19 protein-coding genes are annotated in these 22,089 nt (G+C 66.6%); 14 read left to right on the forward strand and 5 right to left on the reverse strand.

What is annotated here, in order from left to right; all coding sequences use genetic code 11:
• Nucleotides 1-56: 56 nt before the first annotated feature.
• Entirely contained in the window at nucleotides 57-464 is a 408-nt protein-coding gene (locus ACQR1L_RS11300) for a TIGR02300 family protein (protein WP_434858027.1), read from the reverse strand.
• A 149-nt stretch (nucleotides 465-613) separates the two neighbouring features.
• Between ACQR1L_RS11300 and aroA the strand changes: the two genes are divergently transcribed.
• The 14 genes from aroA (at nucleotide 614) to ACQR1L_RS11370 (ending at nucleotide 13,892) form a co-directional block, all read left to right on the forward strand.
• The gene (gene aroA / locus ACQR1L_RS11305; protein ID WP_434858028.1) at nucleotides 614-1,951 is read left to right on the forward strand and encodes a 3-phosphoshikimate 1-carboxyvinyltransferase; all 1,338 of its coding nucleotides are present in this window, start codon (nucleotides 614-616) and stop codon (nucleotides 1,949-1,951) included.
• A 9-nt stretch (nucleotides 1,952-1,960) separates the two neighbouring features.
• A complete protein-coding gene (locus tag ACQR1L_RS11310) occupies nucleotides 1,961-2,566 on the forward strand; it encodes a hypothetical protein (protein ID WP_434858029.1) in 606 nt (201 codons plus the stop codon).
• Entirely contained in the window at nucleotides 2,544-2,954 is a 411-nt protein-coding gene (locus ACQR1L_RS11315; protein ID WP_434858030.1) for a hypothetical protein, read from the forward strand. Before ACQR1L_RS11310 ends, ACQR1L_RS11315 begins: the two co-directional genes overlap by 23 nt.
• Nucleotides 2,951-3,589, forward strand: coding sequence for a (d)CMP kinase (cmk, locus tag ACQR1L_RS11320; protein WP_434858031.1), 639 nt, complete (start codon nucleotides 2,951-2,953; stop codon nucleotides 3,587-3,589). The genes ACQR1L_RS11315 and cmk overlap by 4 nt, the downstream gene beginning before the upstream one ends.
• Nucleotides 3,590-3,839: 250 nt before the next feature.
• Nucleotides 3,840-5,549 carry a 30S ribosomal protein S1 gene (gene rpsA / locus ACQR1L_RS11325; protein ID WP_434858032.1) on the forward strand — a complete coding sequence of 570 codons (1,710 nt, stop codon included), beginning with the start codon at nucleotides 3,840-3,842 and terminating at the stop codon, nucleotides 5,547-5,549.
• A 489-nt stretch (nucleotides 5,550-6,038) separates the two neighbouring features.
• Nucleotides 6,039-7,019 carry a signal peptide peptidase SppA gene (gene sppA, locus ACQR1L_RS11330; RefSeq protein ID WP_434858033.1) on the forward strand — a complete coding sequence of 327 codons (981 nt, stop codon included), beginning with the start codon at nucleotides 6,039-6,041 and terminating at the stop codon, nucleotides 7,017-7,019.
• 169 nt (nucleotides 7,020-7,188) lie between these two features.
• Nucleotides 7,189-7,512, forward strand: coding sequence for an integration host factor subunit beta (locus tag ACQR1L_RS11335; RefSeq protein ID WP_434858034.1), 324 nt, complete (start codon nucleotides 7,189-7,191; stop codon nucleotides 7,510-7,512).
• A gap of 79 nt (nucleotides 7,513-7,591) precedes the next feature.
• On the forward strand, nucleotides 7,592-7,984 hold the full coding sequence (locus ACQR1L_RS11340; protein ID WP_434858035.1) for a lipopolysaccharide assembly protein LapA domain-containing protein: 393 nt from the start codon (nucleotides 7,592-7,594) through the stop codon (nucleotides 7,982-7,984).
• Nucleotides 7,985-8,059: 75 nt separating this feature from the next.
• Nucleotides 8,060-8,719, forward strand: coding sequence for a phosphoribosylanthranilate isomerase (locus ACQR1L_RS11345; RefSeq protein ID WP_434858036.1), 660 nt, complete (start codon nucleotides 8,060-8,062; stop codon nucleotides 8,717-8,719).
• A complete protein-coding gene (trpB, locus tag ACQR1L_RS11350; protein WP_434858037.1) occupies nucleotides 8,716-9,939 on the forward strand; it encodes a tryptophan synthase subunit beta in 1,224 nt (407 codons plus the stop codon). Before ACQR1L_RS11345 ends, trpB begins: the two co-directional genes overlap by 4 nt.
• Nucleotides 9,936-10,772, forward strand: coding sequence for a tryptophan synthase subunit alpha (gene trpA / locus ACQR1L_RS11355; RefSeq protein ID WP_434858038.1), 837 nt, complete (start codon nucleotides 9,936-9,938; stop codon nucleotides 10,770-10,772). The genes trpB and trpA overlap by 4 nt, the downstream gene beginning before the upstream one ends.
• 94 nt (nucleotides 10,773-10,866) lie before the next feature.
• The gene (gene accD, locus ACQR1L_RS11360; protein ID WP_434858039.1) at nucleotides 10,867-11,805 is read left to right on the forward strand and encodes an acetyl-CoA carboxylase, carboxyltransferase subunit beta; all 939 of its coding nucleotides are present in this window, start codon (nucleotides 10,867-10,869) and stop codon (nucleotides 11,803-11,805) included.
• Nucleotides 11,802-13,139 (forward strand): bifunctional folylpolyglutamate synthase/dihydrofolate synthase, encoded by a 1,338-nt coding sequence (locus ACQR1L_RS11365; protein ID WP_434858040.1) that lies wholly within the window; start codon nucleotides 11,802-11,804, stop codon nucleotides 13,137-13,139. The genes accD and ACQR1L_RS11365 overlap by 4 nt, the downstream gene beginning before the upstream one ends.
• Before the next feature lie 12 nt (nucleotides 13,140-13,151).
• Complete coding sequence (locus ACQR1L_RS11370; protein ID WP_434858041.1) at nucleotides 13,152-13,892, forward strand: metallophosphoesterase family protein; 741 nt, start codon at nucleotides 13,152-13,154, stop codon at nucleotides 13,890-13,892.
• On the opposite strand, the gene ACQR1L_RS11375 is transcribed toward ACQR1L_RS11370, so the two are convergent.
• The 4 genes from ACQR1L_RS11375 to addB form a co-directional block, all read right to left on the reverse strand.
• Nucleotides 13,893-14,906, reverse strand: a complete 1,014-nt coding sequence (locus ACQR1L_RS11375) for an ATP-dependent DNA ligase (RefSeq protein WP_434858293.1) — start codon at nucleotides 14,904-14,906, stop codon at nucleotides 13,893-13,895.
• A 142-nt stretch (nucleotides 14,907-15,048) separates the two neighbouring features.
• On the reverse strand, nucleotides 15,049-15,372 hold the full coding sequence (trxA, locus tag ACQR1L_RS11380) for a thioredoxin (protein WP_006611141.1): 324 nt from the start codon (nucleotides 15,370-15,372) through the stop codon (nucleotides 15,049-15,051).
• 100 nt (nucleotides 15,373-15,472) lie between these two features.
• A complete protein-coding gene (gene addA, locus ACQR1L_RS11385) occupies nucleotides 15,473-18,946 on the reverse strand; it encodes a double-strand break repair helicase AddA (RefSeq protein ID WP_434858042.1) in 3,474 nt (1,157 codons plus the stop codon).
• Nucleotides 18,940-22,086 carry a double-strand break repair protein AddB gene (addB, locus tag ACQR1L_RS11390; RefSeq protein ID WP_434858043.1) on the reverse strand — a complete coding sequence of 1,049 codons (3,147 nt, stop codon included), beginning with the start codon at nucleotides 22,084-22,086 and terminating at the stop codon, nucleotides 18,940-18,942. Before addB ends, addA begins: the two co-directional genes overlap by 7 nt.
• Nucleotides 22,087-22,089 lie beyond the last annotated feature (3 nt).

Raw genomic sequence — 22,089 nt, forward strand, 5'->3', positions numbered from 1 at the left:
CCGCCGGGGAGCACCGTGAACCACAGTTCGCGGCTGATCTCAAGTGGCTTCGACGATTATTCTTCGTCGCCGCCGACATCGCCGATGATGTCTGTGACATCTTCGTCGCCTTCTTCCTCGTCGGCGATGAATGTCGAGTCGTCATCCTCGTCGTCGTCGAGGGTCTCGTCGATCTCGATATCGTCCTCGGACTCGGGCACGACGGCCTTGACCTTGCCGGAGTTCTCCTCGGCATCGGCCTCCTCGAGCGAGACCAACTCTTCGGCCTCGGCCGGCTCGTGCGCCGTGTCCTGCGCCGCCGCGGCACGCGCCGCCTCGCCGCGCATGGCGCGGGTCGGCGCCACCGGAGCAATCGGCACGACCTCGCCGGTGTAGGGCGAAATCACCGGGTTCTTGTTGAGGTCGTAGAACTTTTTGCCCGTGGTCGGGCAAATGCGTTTGGTTCCGAGCTCGGATTTGGCCACGTGCAGGCGTCCTGGCAATGTCTGAAAAGCGGTGTCTCACTTGGCTAGTTGCCGCGCCGCTGTCAATAGCGCTTTCAACCGGATATCACGGCCGTGACGGCCGCCGGGCGCTGTGATACCTGCCGGCCCGAAAACCCGAGGATCCCGCCGTGAGCACGTCAGCCGCCCCCACTCCGCTCGAATCCCGCGCCTCCGGGCCGCTTTCGGGCACGATTCGCGTGCCCGGCGACAAGTCGATCTCGCACCGGGCGCTGATCCTGGGCGCGCTGTCGGTGGGCGAGACGCGGATTTCCGGCCTGCTCGAGGGCGAGGACGTCCTCAACACCGCCAAGTCGATGCGCACGCTCGGCGCCAAGGTCGAACGCACCGGCGAGTTCGCCTGGACCGTGAACGGCGTCGGCGTCGGTGGCTTTGCCCAGCCCATTGCGACGCTCGATTTCGGCAACTCTGGCACCGGCTGCCGGCTGGTGATGGGCGCGGTGGCCGGCTGTCCGATCTCGGCGGTGTTCGACGGCGACGCCTCGCTGCGCAGCCGGCCGATGCGGCGCATCCTCGATCCGCTGGCCCTGATGGGCGCCAAGGTGACCGCCAGCGCCGAGGGCGGCAAGCTTCCGTTAACCCTTCAGGGCGCCAGCAACCCCATTCCGATCGAATATCGCACGCCGGTCGCGTCGGCCCAGATCAAGTCGGCCGTGCTGCTGGCCGGCCTTGCCGCGCCCGGTGTCACCACCGTGATCGAGCAGGAGGCGAGCCGCGACCATACCGAGCTGATGCTCAAGCATTTCGGCGCCGAGATCGTCACCACGCCGGAAGGATCGCATGGCCGGCGGATCGCGCTGACCGGCCAGCCTGAGCTGCGCGGCGCGCCGGTCATCGTGCCGGCCGACCCATCCTCGGCCGCGTTCCCGCTGGTCGCCGCCCTGATCGTCGACGGCTCGGACCTCGTGCTCTCCGACGTCATGACCAACCCGCTGCGCACCGGCCTGTTCACGACCTTGCGCGAGATGGGCGCTTCGATCGAGGAGGACGACGTCCGCGGCGATGCCGGCGAGCCGATGGCCCGCCTACGGGTCCGCGCTTCCAAGCTGAAGGGCGTCGAGGTGCCGCCGGAGCGCGCGCCGTCGATGATCGACGAGTATCTCGTGCTCGCGGTCGCCGCCGCCTACGCCGAGGGCACGACGATCATGCGCGGCCTGCACGAGCTGCGCGTCAAGGAATCCGACCGGCTGGAAGCGACCGCGGCGATGTTGCGCGTCAACGGCGTCAAGGTCGAGATCACCGGCGACGACCTGATCGTCGAGGGCCGCGGCCATGTGCCGGGCGGTGGCCTCGTCGCCACCCACATGGACCACCGCATCGCGATGTCCGCGCTGGTCATGGGTCTCGCCTCCGATAAACCTGTCACCGTCGACGACACCGCCTTCATCGCCACCAGCTTCCCCGACTTCATTCCGCTGATGCGCAAGGCAGGCGCGGATTTCGCTTAAGGGAACGTTATGGCCTCCGCCTTCGACCGCGACGCGCTGCTGGCGGCCTTCGACGCGATCGGGCGGGCGGCGGCCCGGGCTGGGGCCAAACTGCAAATCGCGGTTTACGGCGGGTCAGCCTTGATGCTTGCGAGTAACTTTCGCTTCGCAACGGAAGACGTCGACGTCTCGGAGCTGCCGAGCCCGCTTCCTGCGTGGCTGGCGGCCACGCTTCATGACATCGCCCAGCAGAATGGCTGGTCGGACGACTGGTTCAACGACGGTGTTGCTTTCCACCTCAGCCCGCTGGCAGATCAGGCGGCCGACCATCTGGAGTTCGGCACTTTTCCGCGAGACGGTTCGCCGCCAGGACTGGTGGTCTCCGTGCCCTCGGCCGAGTATATGCTGGCGTTGAAGCTCAAGGCGGTCAGGATCCTCGACCCCGCGCGCGGCGAGGCCGAGCGGCTCGACATTCTCAACCTGATGAAGGTCGTTGGAATCACCGACGCGGATGCAGCGATCGCGCTGCTAGCGAGATACTTTCCGGCGAGCGCGGCCTCGGCGGAGAAGCAGCGCTTTCTGCTGAAGCACATGAACCCAGAGGGAGCCGTCGATGCGCCCAAATACCCTCGCTGAAGCGGTCGCCCGGATCGGTCGTGGTGAGTCGCGGGATCTCATGCTCGCCGAGTTCGTCGATACGTTCGATCTCGCTCCCTCGGATGAGGCACGTTATGCGGCCATCGCGGCCGAACCCGTCCTGACCGGCGATATTCGGACCGATGCCCTCGCTGGCGCCATCGCCGAATATCTTGCCAAGCAGCGCCGGCTGGGTCGGGTGCCGCCCTGGACGGGCGGTCCGGCTCGGCGTTTGAAGGACCCCTGGTTCACGACCAGTTCGACGTCCCCGGCGCTACGGGAGTACTTGACCTTTGCCAGCCCGGGAGAGTTCGCCTCCCGCAACATCTTTACCGACGAGCGGCCGCTGCGGCGGGCGCGCGAGACTTCAGGACAACACTCAGCATGATCATCGCGATCGACGGCCCGGCGGCTTCTGGCAAGGGCACCATGGCCAAGCGCCTCGCCGCGCATTACGGCCTCAGGCACCTGGATACGGGCGTGATCTACCGGGCCGTGGCCCATGCGCTGCTGACGGCTGGTCTCGATCTCAAGGACGAGGCGCGGGCGGCTGAGGTGGCCATGACGCTGGATCCCTCGACCTTCGACAACCCGGCGTTCAGGTCGCATGAGGTCGGCTCGGCGGCCTCGGTGGTCTCGGCCTTGCCCAAAGTGCGCGAGGCGCTGCTGGCATTCCAGCGGCAGTTCGCCAGCCAGCCGCCGGGGGCCGTGCTCGACGGCCGCGACATCGGAACCGTGATCTGCCCGGACGCCGAAGTGAAGATCTACGTGGTCGCCGACCCCAAGATCCGGGCGCATCGCCGCACCCTCGAGGCGCGTTCCCGGGGCGAGCCGGCCGATGAGGCGGCCATTCTGGCCGACATCCTGGCGCGCGACGAACGCGACCAGAACCGCCCCGTTGCCCCTTTGAAACAAGCAGCGGATGCTTACTTGCTTGATAACTCCCATTTGGATATAGAGGGCGGCGTCCGGGCCGCCATCGACATCGTCGAGGCCGTTCGAGCGGGCCGTCAGCGGGTTTGATTTCCGCTGATGTCATTGGAGGAACCGCCCGCTCCCGCCCTTGACCGTCGATAGCTCGATTGCAATTCAATCGGGTCCGATCAGCCGGACGAACTTCATACGTATCGCATGTGCAGGCATTGCCGGCCCGCGTCGTTCGCGCTTTTTGCGTGACCCGCGGACGTCTGGGGATTTGTGGACCTCCAGGCACTGTTCATCCGATGCGCCGATCAACCCCACGCTGGCGAGAATGTCCGCATCTGGAGAACCAATGGCTTCGAGTACGTCTGCTAATTCCTACAATCCCAGCCGCGATGATTTTGCCGCGATGCTGGACGAGTCCTTCACGAAGGGCAATCTTCAGGAAAGCTCCGTCGTCAAGGGCAAGGTCGTCGCGATCGAGAAGGACATGGCCGTCATCGACGTCGGCCTGAAGACCGAAGGCCGCGTGGCGCTGCGTGAATTTTCCGGTCCCGGCCGCGACAGCGAGCTGAAGGTCGGTGACGAGGTCGAAGTGTTCCTCGACCGCATCGAGAACGCGCTGGGCGAAGCCGTGCTGTCGCGCGACAAGGCGCGCCGCGAGGAGAGCTGGGGCAAGCTCGAGAAGGCGTTCCAGAACAACGAAAAGGTCAATGGCGTCATCTTCAACCAGGTCAAGGGCGGCTTCACCGTCGACCTGGATGGCGCAGTCGCCTTCCTGCCGCGCTCGCAGGTCGACATCCGTCCGATCCGCGACGTCGCGCCGCTGATGAACAACTCGCAGCCGTTCCAGATCCTCAAGATGGACCGTCGCCGCGGCAACATCGTCGTGTCGCGCCGCACCGTGCTGGAAGAGACCCGCGCCGAGCAGCGCCAGGAGCTGGTGCAGAACCTCGAAGAGGGTCAGGTGATCGACGGCGTCGTCAAGAACATCACCGATTACGGTGCGTTCGTCGACCTCGGCGGCATCGACGGCCTGCTGCACGTCACCGACATCGCGTGGCGCCGCGTCAACCATCCGACCGAGGTGCTCTCCATCGGTCAGACGGTCAAGGTCAAGATCATCAAGATCAACCACGAGACGCACCGCATCTCGCTCGGCATGAAGCAGCTGCTGGACGATCCGTGGCAGGGCATCGAGGCCAAGTACCCGCTGCAGGCCCGCTTCCACGGCCGCGTCACCAACATCACCGACTACGGCGCGTTCGTCGAGCTCGAGCCGGGCATCGAAGGCCTGATCCACGTCTCCGAGATGTCGTGGACCAAGAAGAACATGCACCCCGGCAAGATCGTGTCGACCTCGCAGGAGGTCGAAGTGCAGGTGCTCGAGGTCGACAGCGTCAAGCGCCGCATCTCGCTCGGTCTCAAGCAGACCATGCGCAATCCGTGGGAGGTCTTCGTCGAGAAGCATCCGACGGGTTCGGTGGTCGAGGGCGAGGTCAAGAACAAGACCGAGTTCGGCCTGTTCCTGGGTCTCGAAGGCGACGTCGACGGCATGGTCCATCTGTCGGACCTTGACTGGAAGCTGCCGGGCGAGCAGGTCATCGACAACTACAAGAAGGGCGACATGGTCAAGGCCGTGGTGCTCGACGTCGACGTGGAGAAGGAGCGCATCTCGCTCGGCATCAAGCAGCTCGAAGGCGACCCCTTCGCCGAGCCGGGCGATGTCAAGAAGGGTGCGGTCGTCACGTGCGAAGTGCTCGACGTCAAGGACGGCGGTATCGACGTCAAGATCGTCGGCACCGAGTTCTCGACCTTCATCAAGCGCTCCGAGCTGGCGCGCGATCGCAACGACCAGCGCTCCGAGCGGTTCGCCGTCGGTGAGAAGGTCGATGCCCGCGTGATCCAGTTCGACAAGAAGGCCCGCAAGGTCCAGGTGTCGATCAAGGCGCTGGAAGTCGCGGAAGAGAAGGAAGCCATCGCGCAGTACGGCTCGTCCGATTCGGGCGCGACGCTGGGCGACATTCTCGGCACCGCCCTCAAGAACCGCGACTCGAAGTAACCTTCGGTTCGTGTGACGAGATCAAAGCCCCGGCTCGCGCCGGGGCTTTTTTTGTGCAATCGCGGCTCTGACAGTCTTCCAGCTCTCACAGGGCTGCAGGGCGGTCGCATAGGAGCAAAGCTCGCGGCCGGCAGCGTGCCTACCACTGTCCTTCGAGACGCCCGCCTTCGGCGGGCTCCTCAGGACGAGGCCTGTTTTCGCGGTGGGATACTCAACCCTCTCCATGAACACGCCTCTCGGCGTGTTCATGGTCCGGTGTGCAGAACCGCCCCGGCTGTTGAACCTCATGGTGAGGAGCGCCGGCTTCGGCGCGTCTCGAACCATGAGGCCCCTGAGGAGTATCGAGCCACATGCGAGCGCACTGCTCAGGGCTGGGGCCCCCGCGCCGCGAGCCTTCCTTTCTTCAAATTGCGCCGCGATTGATGTAATCGGATAACGAGATATTCAGGCTGCGGCTGCAGAACGCGCCGAGACTTTCAGGAGCTGTCCATGTCGCTAGATTCGGATGTGATCGTCGATCGCCGCAGGCTGCGCCGCAAGCTGACGTTCTGGCGCGTCGTGGCGGTGCTGATCGCCATCGCCGCACTGTCCGCGATTGGTCTCGCGATGTCGCCGCGCGGGCGCACTGCGCTCTCGACCTCCGGCTCGATCGCGCGCGTCAACATCGAGGGCCTGATCCGCAGCGACCAAGAGCGCGTCGAGGCGCTGGAGCGGCTGGAAAAGTCGTCGGCTGAGGCCGTTATCGTTCATATCAACTCGCCCGGCGGCACCACGGCTGGTTCCGAGCAGTTGTACGATTCACTGGTGCGGCTGAAGGCGAAGAAGCCGCTGGTCGTCGTTGTGGAAGGGCTCGCAGCGTCCGGCGGCTATATCGGCGCGATCGCGGCCGATCACATCGTCGCGCAGAAGAGCTCGCTGGTCGGCTCGATCGGCGTGCTGTTCCAATATCCCAATGTCAGCGAGCTCCTGAAGACCATCGGCGTCAAGGTGGAGGAGGTGAAATCCTCGCCGCTCAAGGCCGCGCCGAACGGCTATGAGCCGACCAGTCCCGAAGCGCGCGCGGCGCTCGATGATCTCGTCAAGGATTCCTATGCGTGGTTCCGCGGCCTGGTGAAGGCCCGTCGCGGCATGGACGACGCTCAGCTGGAGAAGGTTGCCGATGGCCGTGTCTTCACCGGCCGGCAGGCGATCGAGCTGAAGCTGATCGACGAACTCGGCGACGAGAAGACGGCGGTCGCCTGGCTCGTCGCCAACAAGGGCGTCAAGAAGGATCTGCCGGTGCGCGACTACAAGCTGGTGCCGCGCTTCAGCGATCTCACCTTCCTGCGCACGGCCGCGTCGATCACGCTCGACGCCGTCGGGCTGTCCGGGATCGCGCGCCAGATCGAGCACGCCGGCGTCATCCAGGCGGTCGATCGGGTCGGCATGGATGGCATGCTGGCGCTCTGGACGCCTGCAACGGGAAATTGAAACCCGCCAAGACAATCGTGACGTCAATCTTCTCGCACAGCGTGTGTGTCCGGGTGGCCCGAGATCGGGCCCCGCAATGCGGCCCGCGGGCTCGATGAATGATTTAGCGTCTTGACAGTCCTGCATATTTTCACGGAAATGGGACTGTCTCCCCGGGTACATTTTCTCGATGATCAAATCCGAGCTTGTTCAGCGTATCGCCGAGCACAACCCGCACCTCTACCAGCGGGATGTCGAGAATATCGTCAATGCGATCCTCGATGAGATCGTCGCCGCGCTGGCGCGTGGCGATCGCGTCGAGCTGCGCGGCTTTGGCGCCTTCTCGGTCAAGCATCGGCCGGCCCGCGCCGGGCGCAACCCGCGGACCGGCGCACATGTCCCGGTGGACCAGAAGAGTGTCCCGTTCTTCAAGACGGGCAAGGAAATGCGTGAGCGGCTGAACCGGGACAACCCCGAGGGCGCTGGCGCAGATGCCGACGATTCGGACGAGTGACGCGTAGGTCGCGCCAGCCGCGAGAGTCGTCCGCGGCTGATTTCAAGGCCAACCTGGCCTGACTGATACGAGCGAGCGCATGCGAAAATTCCTCACGGTCGTGATCGTTCTTCCGCTGCTGGTGCTGTTCGTCATCTTCGCGGTCGCCAATCGGCATTTCGTTACCGTATCTTTTGATCCGTTCAATGCGGTGAATCCTGCGCTGGCGGTTTCGGTGCCGCTGTTCGCCCTGATCATTGCCGTTGCGATCGCGGGTGTGGTCGCCGGCGGTTTTGCGACCTGGATTGGCCAACACCGGTGGCGTCGCGCCGCGCGCCGCCACCAGGCGGATGCCGAGGCCGCCCGGGCGCAAGTGGCCCAGCTCAGCGCCGCTGCGCGCGCCAACCAGGGCTCGGGTCAGTCGCTGGTTCCGGCCGCCCCCGCCCGGCTTTTCGCCCCTTATGGGCGAGACAAGCAGGGCGCCGCGTTGTAGAAGGCGCCAAGCCAGCGCGGCCTCGACATCGCTTGTGGCTGGTGATCCCCTCCGTTCGGACGTGCGTTCTTATCGATGTCCCTGCTCGTCAAAATCTGCGGCCTGACCACGCCCGACACCCTCGGTGCGGCGTTGGATGCCGGCGCCGAGATGGTGGGTTTCGTGTTCTTTCCGCCGTCGCCGCGCCATATCGGGCTGACGGCCGCACGTGACCTCGGCCAGCAGGCGAAGGGGCGCGCGCTGAAGGTGGCGCTGACCGTCGATGCCGACGACGCGACCTTCGAGAACATCATCGAGACGCTGCGGCCGGATCTCTTTCAATTGCACGGTCGCGAAAGCGTCGCGCGTATTCGCGACCTCAAGCAGCGGTTCGGTCTGCCCGTCATGAAGGCGATGCCGGTCGAGACGGCTGCCGACCTCGCGCCACTGGCGGGCTATGCCGACGTCTGCGATCGCATCCTGTTCGATGCTCGCGCGCCCAAGGACGCGACGCGTCCCGGCGGGCTGGGCGCGACCTTCGACTGGCATGTTCTTCAGGGATTGAAGCTCGACCGCCCGTTCATGGTGTCGGGGGGACTGAGCGCGGACAATGTCGCCGAGGCGGTGCGGATCTCGCGCGCGGGCGGCGTCGACGTGTCATCTGGCGTCGAACGGACGCCGGGTGTGAAGGATTGCGATCTGATCCGGGATTTCATTCGTGCGGCGCGGGCCGCTGACAAGTTGAGCGTCCAATGACCACGACCATTCCCAATTCCTACCGCAGCGGTCCTGACGACCGCGGCCATTTCGGCATCTTCGGCGGCCGCTACGTCGCCGAAACCCTGATGCCGCTGATCCTGGATCTCGAAAAGGCCTATGCCGAGGCCAAGGCTGATCCCGCGTTTCAAGCGGAGATGAACAGCTACCGGACGCATTATGTCGGCCGTCCGTCGCCACTGTACTACGCCGAGCGCCTGACCGAGCATCTCGGCGGCGCCAAGATCTACTTCAAGCGCGACGAGCTCAATCACACCGGCTCGCACAAGGTCAACAATGTGCTCGGCCAGATCATGCTGGCGCGGCGCATGGGCAAGCAGCGCATTATCGCCGAGACCGGCGCCGGCCAGCATGGCGTCGCCACCGCGACCTTGTGCGCACGCTTCGGCCTGGACTGCGTGGTCTATATGGGCGCCGTCGACGTCGAGCGGCAGCAGCCGAACGTGCTGCGCATGGAGATGCTCGGCGCCAAGGTCATTCCGGTGCAGTCCGGCGCCAGGACGCTCAAGGACGCGATGAACGAGGCGCTGCGTGACTGGGTCACCAACGTTCACGACACCTTCTATTGCATCGGCACGGTCGCGGGCCCGCACCCCTATCCGATGATGGTGCGCGACTTCCAGTCGATCATCGGCCAGGAGACGCGGACCCAGATGCAGGAGGCCGAAGGCCGGCTGCCGGATTCGCTCGTGGCCTGCATAGGCGGCGGCTCCAATGCGATGGGCCTGTTTCATCCCTTCCTCGATGATCCCTCGGTCGAGATCTTCGGCGTCGAAGCGGCGGGCCACGGCCTGACTCAGCTGCATGCGGCGTCGATCGCGGGCGGCCGTCCCGGCGTGCTGCACGGCAACCGCACCTATCTGCTGATGGACGAGGACGGCCAGATTGCCGAGGCGCATTCGATCTCGGCCGGCCTCGACTACCCTGGTATCGGCCCCGAGCATTCCTGGCTGCACGAGGCCAAGCGCGTGACCTATCTGTCGGCGACCGATGACGAGGCGCTTGACGCGTTCCTGCTGCTGTCCCGGCTGGAGGGCATCATCCCGGCGCTCGAGCCGTCGCATGCGGTGGCCAAGGTGATGCAGCTCGCGCCGACCAAGCCGAAGGACCATCTGATGGTCGTCAATCTGTGCGGCCGCGGCGACAAGGACGTGCCGCAGGTCGGCGAGATCCTGCGTAAGAGGGCGAAACAGTCGTGACCAGCCGGATGGATGCGCGCTTCGCGCAATTGAAGAGTGAAGGCCGCTCGGCGTTCGTGACGTTCGTGATGGGCGGCGACCCTGATCCCGAGACGTCGCTCGCGATCGTCAAGGCGCTGCCGCAGGCAGGCGCCGACATCATCGAGATCGGCATGCCGTTCACCGATCCGATGGCCGACGGTCCGTCGATCCAGGCCGCGGGCCTGCGGGCGCTCAAGGCCGGCATGACCTTGAAGAAGACATTCCAGCTGGTGCGCAGCTTCCGCGAGAGCGATGCGGCGACGCCGATCGTGCTGATGGGTTACTACAACCCGATCTACATCTACGGCGTCGACAAGTTCCTCGTCGATGCAAAGGGCGCCGGCGTCGACGGCCTGATCATCGTCGACCTGCCGCCGGAGGAAGACGACGAGCTGTGCATTCCCGCGCTCAAGGCCGGACTCAACTTCATTCGCCTGGCGACGCCGACAACCGATGATAAGCGGTTGCCCGCGGTGCTCGCGAACACCTCGGGCTTCGTCTACTACGTCTCGATCACCGGCATCACCGGTGCCGCTGCCGCCGACTCCTCCGCAGTGGGAGCCGCCGTGGCGCGAATCAAGCGCCATACCGCGCTGCCGGTCTGCGTCGGTTTCGGCATCCGGACACCGGAAACCGCCCGCGCCATCGCCGCGAACGCCGATGGCGCCGTGGTCGGTACCGCCCTGGTGGATGCGCTGAAGGCGAGCCTCGATTCGGAGGGTCGCGCCACGCCCAAGACCGTCAGCGCGGTCGCCGACCTTGCCGCAGCCCTGGCCCAGGGCGTACGCGGCGCCCAGCAGGCCGCGGAATAGCCATCAACCACCCGTGTAAGGAGCGCCGCGGCACGGCTTGCCGTGGCGCTGCCGTCCCGCCATATATCCGGGCGACCGCCAAACGGAGCTTTTCATGAACTGGCTTACCAACGTGGTCCGGCCGAAGATCCGCAACATCCTGCGCCGCGAGACGCCGGAGAACCTCTGGATCAAGTGCCCGGATTCCGGACAGCTCGTGTTCTACAAGGACGTCGAGGCCAACCAGTTCGTCATCCCCGGCTCCAACTATCACATGCGCATGGGCGCGGCCGCCCGGCTGAAGTCGATGTTCGACAACGAGACCTGGTTCGACGTCGCGCTGCCCGAGGTCGCGCCCGATCCGCTGAAATTCCGTGACGAGCGCCGCTATGCCGACCGCATCAAGGATGCGCGGGCGCGCACCGGCATGAACGATGCCGTCAAGGTCGGCTTCGGCAAGCTCGAAGGCATGGGCGTCGTCATCGCCGTGCAGGATTTCGACTTCATGGGCGGCTCGCTCGGCATGGCCGCGGGCGAAGCGATCGTGCGTGGGCTCGAGCTCGCGGTCGAGAAGAAATCGCCGTTCATCGTGTTCGCGGCCTCCGGCGGCGCGCGCATGCAGGAGGGCATCCTGTCGCTGATGCAGATGCCGCGCACGACAGTGGCCGTGCAGATGCTGCGCGAGGCCAAGCTGCCCTATATCGTCGTGCAGACCAATCCGACCACCGGCGGCGTCACCGCGTCCTATGCGATGCTGGGCGACGTCCACATCGCCGAGCCCGGCGCGCTGATCGGCTTTGCCGGTGCGCGCGTCATCGAGCAAACCATCCGCGAGAAGCTGCCCGAGGGTTTCCAGCGCGCTGAATACCTGCTCGACCACGGCATGGTCGACATGGTCGTGCATCGTCATGATCTGCGCCCGACTCTGGCGCGGCTGTGCCGGCTGCTGACCAAGGCACCGGCCGTCGAACACGCAAAACCCGCGCCGCAGCTGCCGCCGCCGGCCAAGCCTGCCGAGGCAGCGGAAGCGCCGGCGGTCGCAACGAGCGCGTGAACGCTTCTGCCGCCAAGCCTTCGCTGGACGAGCTGATCACGCGGCTCTCCGCGCTGCATCCGAGCAAGATCTCGCTCGGGCTGGAGCGCATGCACCGGCTGCTGGCGCAGCTCGATCATCCCGAGCGCAGGCTGCCGCCGGTGATCCACGTCGCCGGCACCAACGGCAAGGGCTCGACGGTCGCCTATCTGCGCGCGATGCTCGAAGCGGCTGGGCTGCGCGTCCACGTCTTCACCTCGCCCTGGCTGGTGCGCATCAACGAGAGCTATCGTCTCGGTCACGTCGGCGGCGGCGTCCTCGTCGATGATGACGAGCTGATATCAGCGCTGCTCGAATGCGAGCGAGTCAATGCCGGCGCGCCGATCACCTTCTTCGAGGTGAAGACCGTCGCGGCCTTCGTGCTGTTCGCGAAGCATCCGGCCGATGTCGTGCTGCTCGAAGTCGGCCTCGGCGGCCGGCTTGACTCCACCAATGTCGTCGAGCAGGTCGCGGCCTCCGTGCTGACGCCGATCAGCATGGACCACATGGAATTCCTCGGCGATACCCGCGCGCTGATCGCGGCCGAGAAGGCCGCCATCATCAAGCGTGGCTGCCCGGTGATCTCGGCCGCGCAGGAGCCCGACGCGATGGCGGTGATCGAGCGCGAGGCCAGGCGCCAGCGCGCGCCGCTGTTCGCCGCGGGCGAGAGCTGGCACGTCAGCGTCGAGCGCAATCGTCTCGTCTATCAGGACGATCGTGGTCTCCTGGATCTGCCGGCACCAAAACTGTTCGGCCGGCATCAGTTCGACAATGCGGGGCTTGCGATCGCGACCCTGCGCGCGCTCGATCAGTTCAAGCTCACAACGAAGGCATTCGAAGACGGCATCGTCAATGCCGAGTGGCCGGCGCGCATGCAGCGGCTGTCGAACGGCGCGCTCACCGCGATCGCGCCACAGGGCGCGGAGATCTGGCTCGACGGCGGCCACAATGCCGAAGGCGGCCGCGTCGTCGCCGCGGCCATCGGCGATCTCGAAGAGCGCGTCTCGCGGCAGCTCGTCGTCATCGTCGGCATGATGGGCAACAAGGACGCCGCCGGCTTCCTCGCCAATTTCGCCGGGCTGACGCGGCACATCATCGTCGTTCCCATTCCGAACGAGAGCAAGGCGATGGCCCCGGCCGATCTCGCTGCTGCCGCGCGCACGCTCGGCATGCGCGTCGAGATCGCCGACGGTGTTGCTTCCGCGCTCGCCGGCATTGCGCGGCTTGCCTATGAGGTGCCGCCGCGTATTCTGATCACGGGGTCACTTTATCTCGCAGGCCACGTGCTCGACCTCAACGGCACGCCGCCGACCTGAGGACAACACCATATGCGTTTTGCCGCGATCGCCGACGTCCACGGCAATCATCTCGCACTCGAAGCCGTGCTCGCCGATATCCGTGCGCAAGGCGTGACCGAGATCGTCGATCTCGGCGACATGGCGAGCGGCCCGCTCGATGCGCGAAAGTCGCTGGACAGGCTGATGGCGCTCGATGCGGTGCATGTGCGCGGCAATCATGATCGCTGGCTGATCGATCGGCCGTTCGAGAAGATGGGCGCGTGGGAGCGCCCCGCCTATCCGCAACTTGAGACCAGGCATCTCGATTGGCTGCGCACGATCCCGGCGACCGCGGTCTATCGCGATCAGGTGTTTCTGTGTCACGCGACGCCTGAGGACGACAACGTCTACTGGCTCGAGAGCGTGGCGCCGGATGGCGCGATCACCTGTGCGCCGCTCGATGAGATCGAGAAGCTGGCCGCAGACATTTCGCAGTCGCTGATCCTGTGCGGCCATACCCACACGGCACGCGCCGTCCGCCTGCGTGACGGGCGGCTGATCGTCAATCCCGGCAGCGTCGGCAGCCCCGGCTATTCCTACAACGTGCCGCATCCGCATGTCGTGCAGGTCGGCACGCCCGACGCGCGCTACGCCATCCTGGAGCTGACGCCGGCCGGTTGGAGCGTGAGCTTCCGCCACGTGCCGTACGACCATCGCGCGATGGCCGATCTGGCGCGCGCCAATGGCGACAACGAATTTGCCTCGGCGCTCGCGACCGGCTGGATCCGCTGATCAGGCGAGCAGCTTGATGGGATCGGCGACCTTCTGCGCGAGCTGCTCGAACGTGCATTGCTTCGGCGCCTTGTCCGGACGCCAGCGCAGGATCGAGGTGCCGTGGCGGAAACGCTCGCCGGAGAAGTGGTCGTAGCACACCTCGATCACCAGCTTCGGCTTAAGTGGACACCATTCCGCCGAGCGCTCCGTCGACCAGCGGCTCGGCCCGCCCGGGGCATTGCCGGTGAAGCCGGGCGTTGCGATCAGCGGTTCGAGCTTGTCGGTCAGCGCGGGCTTCTCTGCGGCCTTGAGCGCGGAGGTGAAGCCGACGTGATGCAGCAGGCCGTCCTCGTCGTAGAGTCCGAGGAGCAGCGAGCCGACCAGCTTGCGGCCGTTCGCCGCTTTGTTCGTGGCGTAACGGAAGCCGCCAATCACGCAGTCGGCCGAGCGATAGCGTTTGATCTTCTGCATGCCGTCGCGGTTGCCCGCCTGGTAGGGCAGGTCGATCCGCTTGGCGATCACGCCGTCGGAGCCGCCGCCGGAATGGGCCAGCCAGTCCTGCGCCGTCGCGAAGCGCGTGGTCGCGGGTGACAGCCGGAACGTCGGATGCCCGGCAAAATTCGCCTTCGCGAACGCCTCCAGCGCCGGGCGCCGTTCGTGCAGCGTCTGCGCGACCAGCTCCTTTTCCTTCGCCGTCGCCAGCAGGTCGAAGGCGAGGAAGAGCGCGGGCGTCTCCACGGACAGCTTCTTCACTCGGCTCGCGGCGGGATGAATCCGCTGCAGCAGCGCGTCGAACGAGAACGACTTCGCCTGTGGCACCACCAACTCGCCATCGAGGATGAAGCTCGTCGCCTTCAGCTCGCGAGCCGCGGCGACCACCTCCGGAAAGTAGCGCGCGAGATCCTCGCCGGCCTTGGACTGCATCGTCACATGAGCGCCGTCGCGCGACAGCAGGCATCGGAAGCCGTCCCATTTCGGCTCGTACTGCCACTCCTCGCCGCGTGGGATCACATCCACCGAGCGCGCCTCCATGGCCAAGAGGCCTGACTTGCGGGAGGGCGAGCGATGGGCGCGGGCGGGCATGGCGACATCCGGAAACGCTGAAACACCCCCTCTCAACGCAAACGGCCGGCGAATCCGCCGGCCGTTCAACAAAAATCCTGGTTCGGAATCGTCACATCGACGACGAGATCCACTGCTGCAGCTTGGCCTTCGGTGCGGCGCCGACCTGGCGGGAGGCCATCTCGCCGCCCTTGAAAACCATCAGGGTCGGGATCGACATCACGCCGTACTTCGAGGCCGTCTTCGGGCTCTCGTCGACGTTCAGCTTCACGATCTTGACCTTGTCGCCCATCGCGCTCGCGATCTCGTCGAGGGCCGGAGCGATCATGCGGCACGGACCGCACCACTCGGCCCAGAAATCGACCACGACCGGACCGTCGGCCTTGAGCACTTCGCTTTCGAAATCGGCGTCGGAAACCTTGGCTACGGCGGCCATGGAATTTACCTCTGTTCTGTTGGAGGGAGCGGCACGGATGCGCCGCTTCAGCGTGGGTGTCAAAGTATGAATGGCCTGTTGCCGGGTCAAGCACGCTCACTCAGTCGTGCTGGGATGGCAGCATGGCGTCCAGCGCGGAGGCAGGAAGCTCCATGAATTCAGGGGCTTCGGTCCAGAGCAGGGCCGCCCGGACGGCCCGTCCGGGGTACAACTGGCCGAGCACGGCCCGGTACAGCGCGAGCTGGCGGAGATAGGCCTCGGGCACCTCGGCCAGCGCCGAGGGCGGCTGCTGGTTGGTCTTGAAGTCGACGATCAGCACTTCGGTCTCGGTGACCACCAGACGATCGATCTGGCCGGAGACCAGCGCCGCCGGCTGCCCGGCTTGTGCGAGTCTGCCGACGATCGAGACCTCGGCCCGGCTACCGGGGGCAAACACGGCGGCGAAGCGCGGGTCCTCGATCACGGTCAGCACGCGCGCGGTGAGCGCGGCACGGTCGTCCTCTGGCCAGTCCGGGGCATTGCGAAGCAGATAACGCAACGCGGCGTCGCGCCGCCGCTCGGGCGGCACATCTGGCAGCGACTGTAGCAGCCGGTGCACCAAGGTGCCGCGTTGCATGGCGAGACTGCGTGCGGCCAAGGATTCGCCCGAGCGGACCGGGCGCTCGTCGGCGGACGGGTCGGATGGCCGGAGCACGGCAACCTCGCCAGGTGCCTCGATCGCCGCCGTGCGCAGCCAGGACGGCAGTTCGACGGCTGTCTCCACAATCTGCCGCGCCTCGTCCTTGGCGGTCTCGGCGATGTCCTCGGCCCGTGCGTAGCGCTTGACCGGCCCGTCCTCGGTCTCGATCACCTCGACCTGCAGGCCCGCCGCGTCGAGGCCGCGCGCCATCAGGTCGTACCAGCTGCCGCCGCGGACGTTGTTCATGTTGCCCGGCATGCAGCCGCCGATGACGAGGCGGTCCGCGGCGCGGGTCATCGCGACATAGAGCAGCCGGCGATACTCGTCCTCGGTCTCCTTGAGCATTGCCGCGCGCGCCGCCACCACAGCTTGCGGATCGTCGGCCTTGCGTCCGGCCCAGACCACGATCTCCCGCTCGCCATGCGGCACGTGGATCAGCCGCAGCCGCTGCGAATCCGCCGGCGACGAGGTCGTGTCGACCAGGAATACCACGGAGGCTTCGAGGCCCTTGGCGCCGTGCACGGTCATCACGCGCACTTCGTCGCGCGAGATCTCCATGTCGCGCTTCACCTCGGTGTCGGCGGCGCGCAGCCAGGCGACGAAGCCCTGCAGCGAGGCCGGCGCCTTGTGCTCGTAGGACAGCGCGAGCTCGAGAAATTCGTCGAGCGCGTCGTTGGCCTCGTGGCCGAGCCGTGCCAGGATGCGCCGCCGCCCGCCATCGCCGCCGAGCAGCCAGGCATAGAACGCGAATGGCGTATCTTCTGCCGACCGGCGCTCGCATTGTTGCATCCTTCGAACGACCGCCTGAAGGCGCGGATCATCAGCAGCATGCGCGTTGAGCGCCTCGCGCAAGCTGCCGCGGCGCTTCCAGGCCAGCTTGAACAGATCGTCATCATCGAGGCCGAACAGCGGGCTCTTCAGCGCCGTTGCCAATGCGAGGTCATCCTGCGGCAGCAGCAGCGCGTCGGCGAGGTTCATCAAATCGATGATCGCGATATGCTCGGTCAGTTTCAGACGGTCGGCGCCGGCCACGGGAATGCCGGCGTGCTTCAGCGCCTGAATGACGGCATCGAACGCGGTACCGCGCCGGCGCACCAGGATCAGCATGTCGCCATAGCTCAGCCGCCGCCGCGCGCCGTCATGGCCGGTCATCGTGCCTGCGCGGATCAGCCGCTTGATCTCGGCCTGGATGCGCCGCGACAGCTTCACCTCGGGACTGGTCACCGAGACGCCGTCGAATGGCGCGCGCCAGCCCTCGATCTCCTTGCGGTCGTCGCGCTCGCACAACGACCACAGCTCGACCAGGCTCGGCCCGGCATCGGTGAGCGCATTGTGGATGGGGTAGCCGATATCGGGCGAATGGATGCTGCTGTAGACCTCGCGCTCCCGGAACACGTGGTCGACCGCGTGCAGCACGGTCGGCCCGGAGCGGAACGAATAGGTGAAGGACACCGGATCGAACAGCAGCCCTGCGTCGGTGAATCGCTTCTGCAACTGCCGCCGTCGCGCATCGAACTCGTGCGGATCGGCACCCTGGAACGAGAAGATCGACTGTTTCTCGTCGCCGACCGCGAAGATCGTCCGCGTCAGCCCGTCGCGCGCGCCGGCGCCTGAGGTGAACTCCTCGATGATGTGGGCGACGATGTCCCATTGCCGCGGGCTCGTGTCCTGCGCCTCGTCGATCAGCACATGGTCGACGCCGCGATCGAGCTTGTAGTGCACCCAGCCGGCGGAGACGCGGTTCAGCATCGCCAGCGTCTTATCGATCAGGTCGTCATAGTCGAGCAGCCCGCGCTCTTCCTTCTCGCGGCGATAGTTCGCGGCGGCGGCGGTCGCGATCTGCAGCAGCGCCTCGGTGCGGTCACGCACGACGGCGGCGCGGCGCTTCTCGATCAGGCGATCGAGCCGGCGCGCTTCCGACTCGAACAGGCCGGCAAGGCCGGGATTGTTCTCGGCGAACTTCTTGGTCAGCACCGATTTGCGCGGTTCCTTGTCGTCGGTGAGGAACACGCGAAGATATTCGTCGACCTGATCGCTGCCCGAGAACGCCAGCGCCGCACGCAGTTGATCGGCCTGCTTCTGATCGGTCTTGGCCCCGCCGTCGAGACGCGCGGCAATCTCGGTCCAATCCGCGCGTGGCAGATTGGGGCCATCCACGATGTCCCGCTCGATCCCATCCAACGTCTCATCGGCACTGATGCCGAGGACCTCGCCGAGATGCTGCGCGGCGACCTCGACTCGGCCGGCGCCATCGGTCCAGGCCATGAAATGATCGCGGCTCAGACAGGCCTCGCGCACAACCTCCTTGAAGGTGGAGTCGGCGGCATTGGCCATCGCCACCTGCAGCGCGCGCCCGACCGCGCTGTCCGGTGCCCGCGCCGCATCCAGCAGCACCTTGAGATTGGCGCGCTCCATCATCTCGGTCTGGTCGCGCTCGTCGAGCACCGAGAACCGCGCCGGCACATTGGCCTCGAACGGAAACTGCTGCAGCAGCCGCGTGCACAGCGCGTGGATGGTCTGAACTTTCAGCCCGCCCGGCGTCTCCAGCGCGCTGGCAAACAGCTTTCGCGCTGCTGCACGGAGCTTCTTGTCGGATGCAACAATGCCGGTGGACTTGATCGCGCTGTCGAGCGCGTCGTCGTCGAGCGTCACCCAATGTCCTAAGGTCGAGAACACGCGCTCGGCCATGTTGGCGGCGGCGGCCTTGGTAAAGGTGATGCAGAGGATCTTCTCCGGCGGCACGCCGTCGAGCAGCAGCCGGATCACCCGCTGCACCAGCACATGCGTCTTGCCGGAGCCGGCATTGGCCGACACGAAGGCCGAGGCGGCTGGGTTCGATGCGCGCGTCTGCGCGTCGCGTACGGCCTGCGGAATGGGGCGGGGCGCCTTTACCATTCCTCCACTCCCAGGCCGCCGGCCGCCGACCATTCCTTGATGCGCGCGAGGTCGTCATAGCTGCCGTAGCGGTTCGCCCACATCGACAGGTTCAGCGAGGTGTAGCCCTGATTGGGATCCTCGAAGCTGCGGATCAGCTCCTCCAGCTTGGTGCGGGCCTCCTGCGCGGCCTGGTCCGGATGCTGCGGCGTGTCGCTCTTGTTGATCTTGAGTTCAAGGATACGCTCCTCGCCGGGCGGATTGTTGCCGGACAATCTCACATAGACCAACTGACTGATCAGGCTGCCGGCGGGAATGCCGTCGAAGCCGCCCTCGCGCAGGATCGCGGCCTCCAGCGTCAGCTGCGGCGACAGGCCCATGCGCACCTGCTTCGCCGTCGGCGGCTGTCCCGTCTTGTAGTCGAGGATGGCGTAGGTGCCCTCGGCGCGCTGCTCGATGCGGTCGGCGCGCGCCGACAGCATGAAGATGCGATCTTTGCCGAGGGGAATGCCGATCTCGCCGCGGATCTCCGCGGTGATCGCGCCGATCTGCTCGCGGCGCGCGGTCTCCCAGGCCGCGAACCAGCCGGCGATGCGCTGGAAGCGCGGCCACCACAGCGCGCGCGCTTCGGGCCGCTCCATCAATGGCGCAAAATGCTTCTCGCCGATCACGCGCAAAGCATGCGCGGGATGCAGCGGCAGCGCCTCCGCATATGTTTGCGTGAATTCGCCGATGGCTTCGTGGATCGCAGAGCCGCGATCGGCCGCCGACAGCGGCATGTCGACGGGATCGAGCGGATCGAGTCGCAGGATGTAGCGCGCGAAGATCGTGTAGGGATCGCGCAGCCAGTCCTCGATCGCGGTCACCGACATCCGCAGCGGGCGGGCCTCCAGCGGCGGCTTCGGGGCCGGCTGCTCGACCGGCTTCACCTCGCGCGGCTGGTCCAGCACCTCGGCATAGCGGACATAGGTCTCGCCGCGCGCCTCCGCCGCTTTCCAGCGCTCGGCGCCGGCGACGGCTTCGAGGCGATGCAGGAAGCGCGAGGCCACCGCCGGCGCGCCGCCGGATTTTGCCGCATGCGTCAGGATCACTTCGGGCGCGCCGAGCAGCTGCGCGAAATCGTGCGCGGAGAGGCCGATGCGACGCTCGGGCAGATCGAGGCCGAGCTGATGCCGCATCGGGCGGCTCAGCCAGGGATCGATGCGCGGCGCCGGCGGCCAGATGCCCTCGACGAGGCCGCCGATGATCATGCGGTCGGCCTGCATCAGTCGGGCCTCGAGCGGACCGTAGATCTGCAACTGCGCGCCGTGGCGCTCGGGCCTGCGCACCGCGCGGTCGGAGAAGGCGGTGTGGAAGAGGTCCGGATAGTCCGACAACGGCGCCATCAGGCCGCAGCGTTCGCCGGAGGCGAGCAGATCGTCGAAGCAGCGTGCCAGCGCCGCGCCGTCGCGATCAGCGAAGGCCGTGGTGAGTCCGACATCGTCAGTGGAGAGCGCAATCAGCACCTCCCGATGGCGTGCGGCGAGCTCGGCGAAATCCTGCGGACGCGGGGAGGCGAGATTTTCCAGCGGTGCGAGCGCCGCCTGCAATTGCGCGATCAGCGCCGCCGCCTGGTCGAGCTGCTCGGGCTTGAGCCGCGCACGTGGCTCGGCACGGTGCAGCGACGACGCTTCGCCCTGGCTCAGCTTGGTATGCTCGTCGCGGAAGCGCGCGAAGTCGCGCGCGAGCCCGCTGCTGCCGGCCTGTGGCCGGGTGCCGCGAAGCAGCGCGAGCTCCAGCGTCTCGATCGCCTGCTTCCAGCCATTTGCCGCGCGGCCGAGCCGGCACAGCGGATGTTTGAGCAGCGCCAGCAAGGTCGGCGGCTCCAGGCCGCGCGCGGCGGCTTCGGCGGCGAGCCGCGCGAAGATGCCGGCGGGTGTTTCCAGCAGCGCATCACCGCCGGAGTCATCGAAGGTCAGGTGCCAGCGCGTCAGCGCCGCCATGACGCGGCGCGCCAGCGCGCGGTCCGGCGTCACCAGCGCGGCGGACTTGCCGAGATGGCGTGCCTCGCGCATCGCGATCGCAATCGCCAGCGCTTCCATCTCCGGATTGGGCGCGGCGACGACGGACAGATTGTCCATCGCCTCGGCGATGTTGGCGGCGATGTCGAACTGGCGCAGCCGTTCGTGCCACACGGCGGTGGCCTCCGACGGCCGCATCGCCTCGGAGATCAGCACCTCGCGGCCGCCGCGGCCCGGAGGCGCGAGGCGGACGACATCGCGCCGCTCCAGGCCGAAGCGCTTGAGCAGCAGGTGCATCGCGTATTGCGGATGATTCACCGCGGGTGGGGTGATCACGCGCCCGGCACGATCCTTGGCGCCGCCGATCGAAGCCCATGCCGCTTCGTCGAGATCAGTGTCGAGCCCGGGCAGTACCACGGCGCCGTGCGGCAGCTTGGCAACCGCGAGCAGGAATTTTGCGGTCGCCGGCATCGAGCCGGTGGAGCCCGCCGCGATCACGGGTCCATCGGGATGCGCCGACAGCCGTGCCGCTTCAGCCGCGATTAGCAGATCGCGCCGAGCCGCCGGCTCGATGCGCTCGATCTCCTGCAGATAGGCCGGCCACGCCGTGCGCGCGATGCGCAGGAACTCCAGCGAATACTGCCAGTATTTGTCGAGCTGATCCGGCACCAATTCGTCGAGCGCATCCCAGGACACGCCGCGCGTCACCATGTCGTCGATCAGACGCGCGAGGTCGCCGGCGAGTGCAAGCGTCGAGGCGGGGCCGCCGATCACCAGTGGCGCCGAGACTGGCGTCTTGGCCCAAGCCGCCACCAGCCGCGCCAGCGTCAGTCGACGCTGCAGATCGTCGAGCCGCTCCGGGATCTCCAGCGGCGCGGGGCCGAGGAATGCGTCGCGATCCTCAGCAAACGCCAGCTCGTCCTCGTCGATATCGCCGAGTGCGACCAGCCGCGGCAGCACCGCGGCATCGGTCTTCAGCTCGTCGAGGAACATTTCGCGGGCAACACGGAGCGAGCGCCGCGTCGGCAGATACAGCGTGGCCGTCGCCAGCCGCGCCGGATCGCTGCGCGCCTCAAACCCGTCGACCAGCCGGCCATCCACCAGCGCGGCGATCACGCTGCGCAGGAACGGCGCCGAGATGGGAACGGTGAAGACGCGCATGGC

Source organism: Bradyrhizobium sp. HKCCYLR20261, from assembly GCF_051168435.1.
In the GTDB taxonomy this organism is placed as follows: Bacteria; Pseudomonadota; Alphaproteobacteria; order Rhizobiales; family Xanthobacteraceae; genus Bradyrhizobium.

Excerpts from the sequence above, each read along its gene's own strand:
- ACQR1L_RS11310 (WP_434858029.1), top strand. The coding sequence starts at position 1,961 with ATGGCCTCCGCCTTCGACCGCGACGCGCTGCTGGCGGCCTTCGACGCG.
- ACQR1L_RS11315 (WP_434858030.1), top strand. The coding sequence starts at position 2,544 with ATGCGCCCAAATACCCTCGCTGAAGCGGTCGCCCGGATCGGTCGTGGT.
- cmk (WP_434858031.1), top strand. The coding sequence starts at position 2,951 with ATGATCATCGCGATCGACGGCCCGGCGGCTTCTGGCAAGGGCACCATG.
- rpsA (WP_434858032.1), top strand. The coding sequence starts at position 3,840 with ATGGCTTCGAGTACGTCTGCTAATTCCTACAATCCCAGCCGCGATGAT.
- sppA (WP_434858033.1), top strand. The coding sequence starts at position 6,039 with ATGTCGCTAGATTCGGATGTGATCGTCGATCGCCGCAGGCTGCGCCGC.
- ACQR1L_RS11335 (WP_434858034.1), top strand. The coding sequence starts at position 7,189 with ATGATCAAATCCGAGCTTGTTCAGCGTATCGCCGAGCACAACCCGCAC.
- ACQR1L_RS11340 (WP_434858035.1), top strand. The coding sequence starts at position 7,592 with ATGCGAAAATTCCTCACGGTCGTGATCGTTCTTCCGCTGCTGGTGCTG.
- ACQR1L_RS11345 (WP_434858036.1), top strand. The coding sequence starts at position 8,060 with ATGTCCCTGCTCGTCAAAATCTGCGGCCTGACCACGCCCGACACCCTC.
- trpB (WP_434858037.1), top strand. The coding sequence starts at position 8,716 with ATGACCACGACCATTCCCAATTCCTACCGCAGCGGTCCTGACGACCGC.
- accD (WP_434858039.1), top strand. The coding sequence starts at position 10,867 with ATGAACTGGCTTACCAACGTGGTCCGGCCGAAGATCCGCAACATCCTG.
- ACQR1L_RS11370 (WP_434858041.1), top strand. The coding sequence starts at position 13,152 with ATGCGTTTTGCCGCGATCGCCGACGTCCACGGCAATCATCTCGCACTC.
- ACQR1L_RS11375 (WP_434858293.1), bottom strand. The coding sequence starts at position 14,906 with ATGGAGGCGCGCTCGGTGGATGTGATCCCACGCGGCGAGGAGTGGCAG.
- trxA (WP_006611141.1), bottom strand. The coding sequence starts at position 15,372 with ATGGCCGCCGTAGCCAAGGTTTCCGACGCCGATTTCGAAAGCGAAGTG.
- addA (WP_434858042.1), bottom strand. The coding sequence starts at position 18,946 with ATGGTAAAGGCGCCCCGCCCCATTCCGCAGGCCGTACGCGACGCGCAG.
- addB (WP_434858043.1), bottom strand. The coding sequence starts at position 22,086 with ATGCGCGTCTTCACCGTTCCCATCTCGGCGCCGTTCCTGCGCAGCGTG.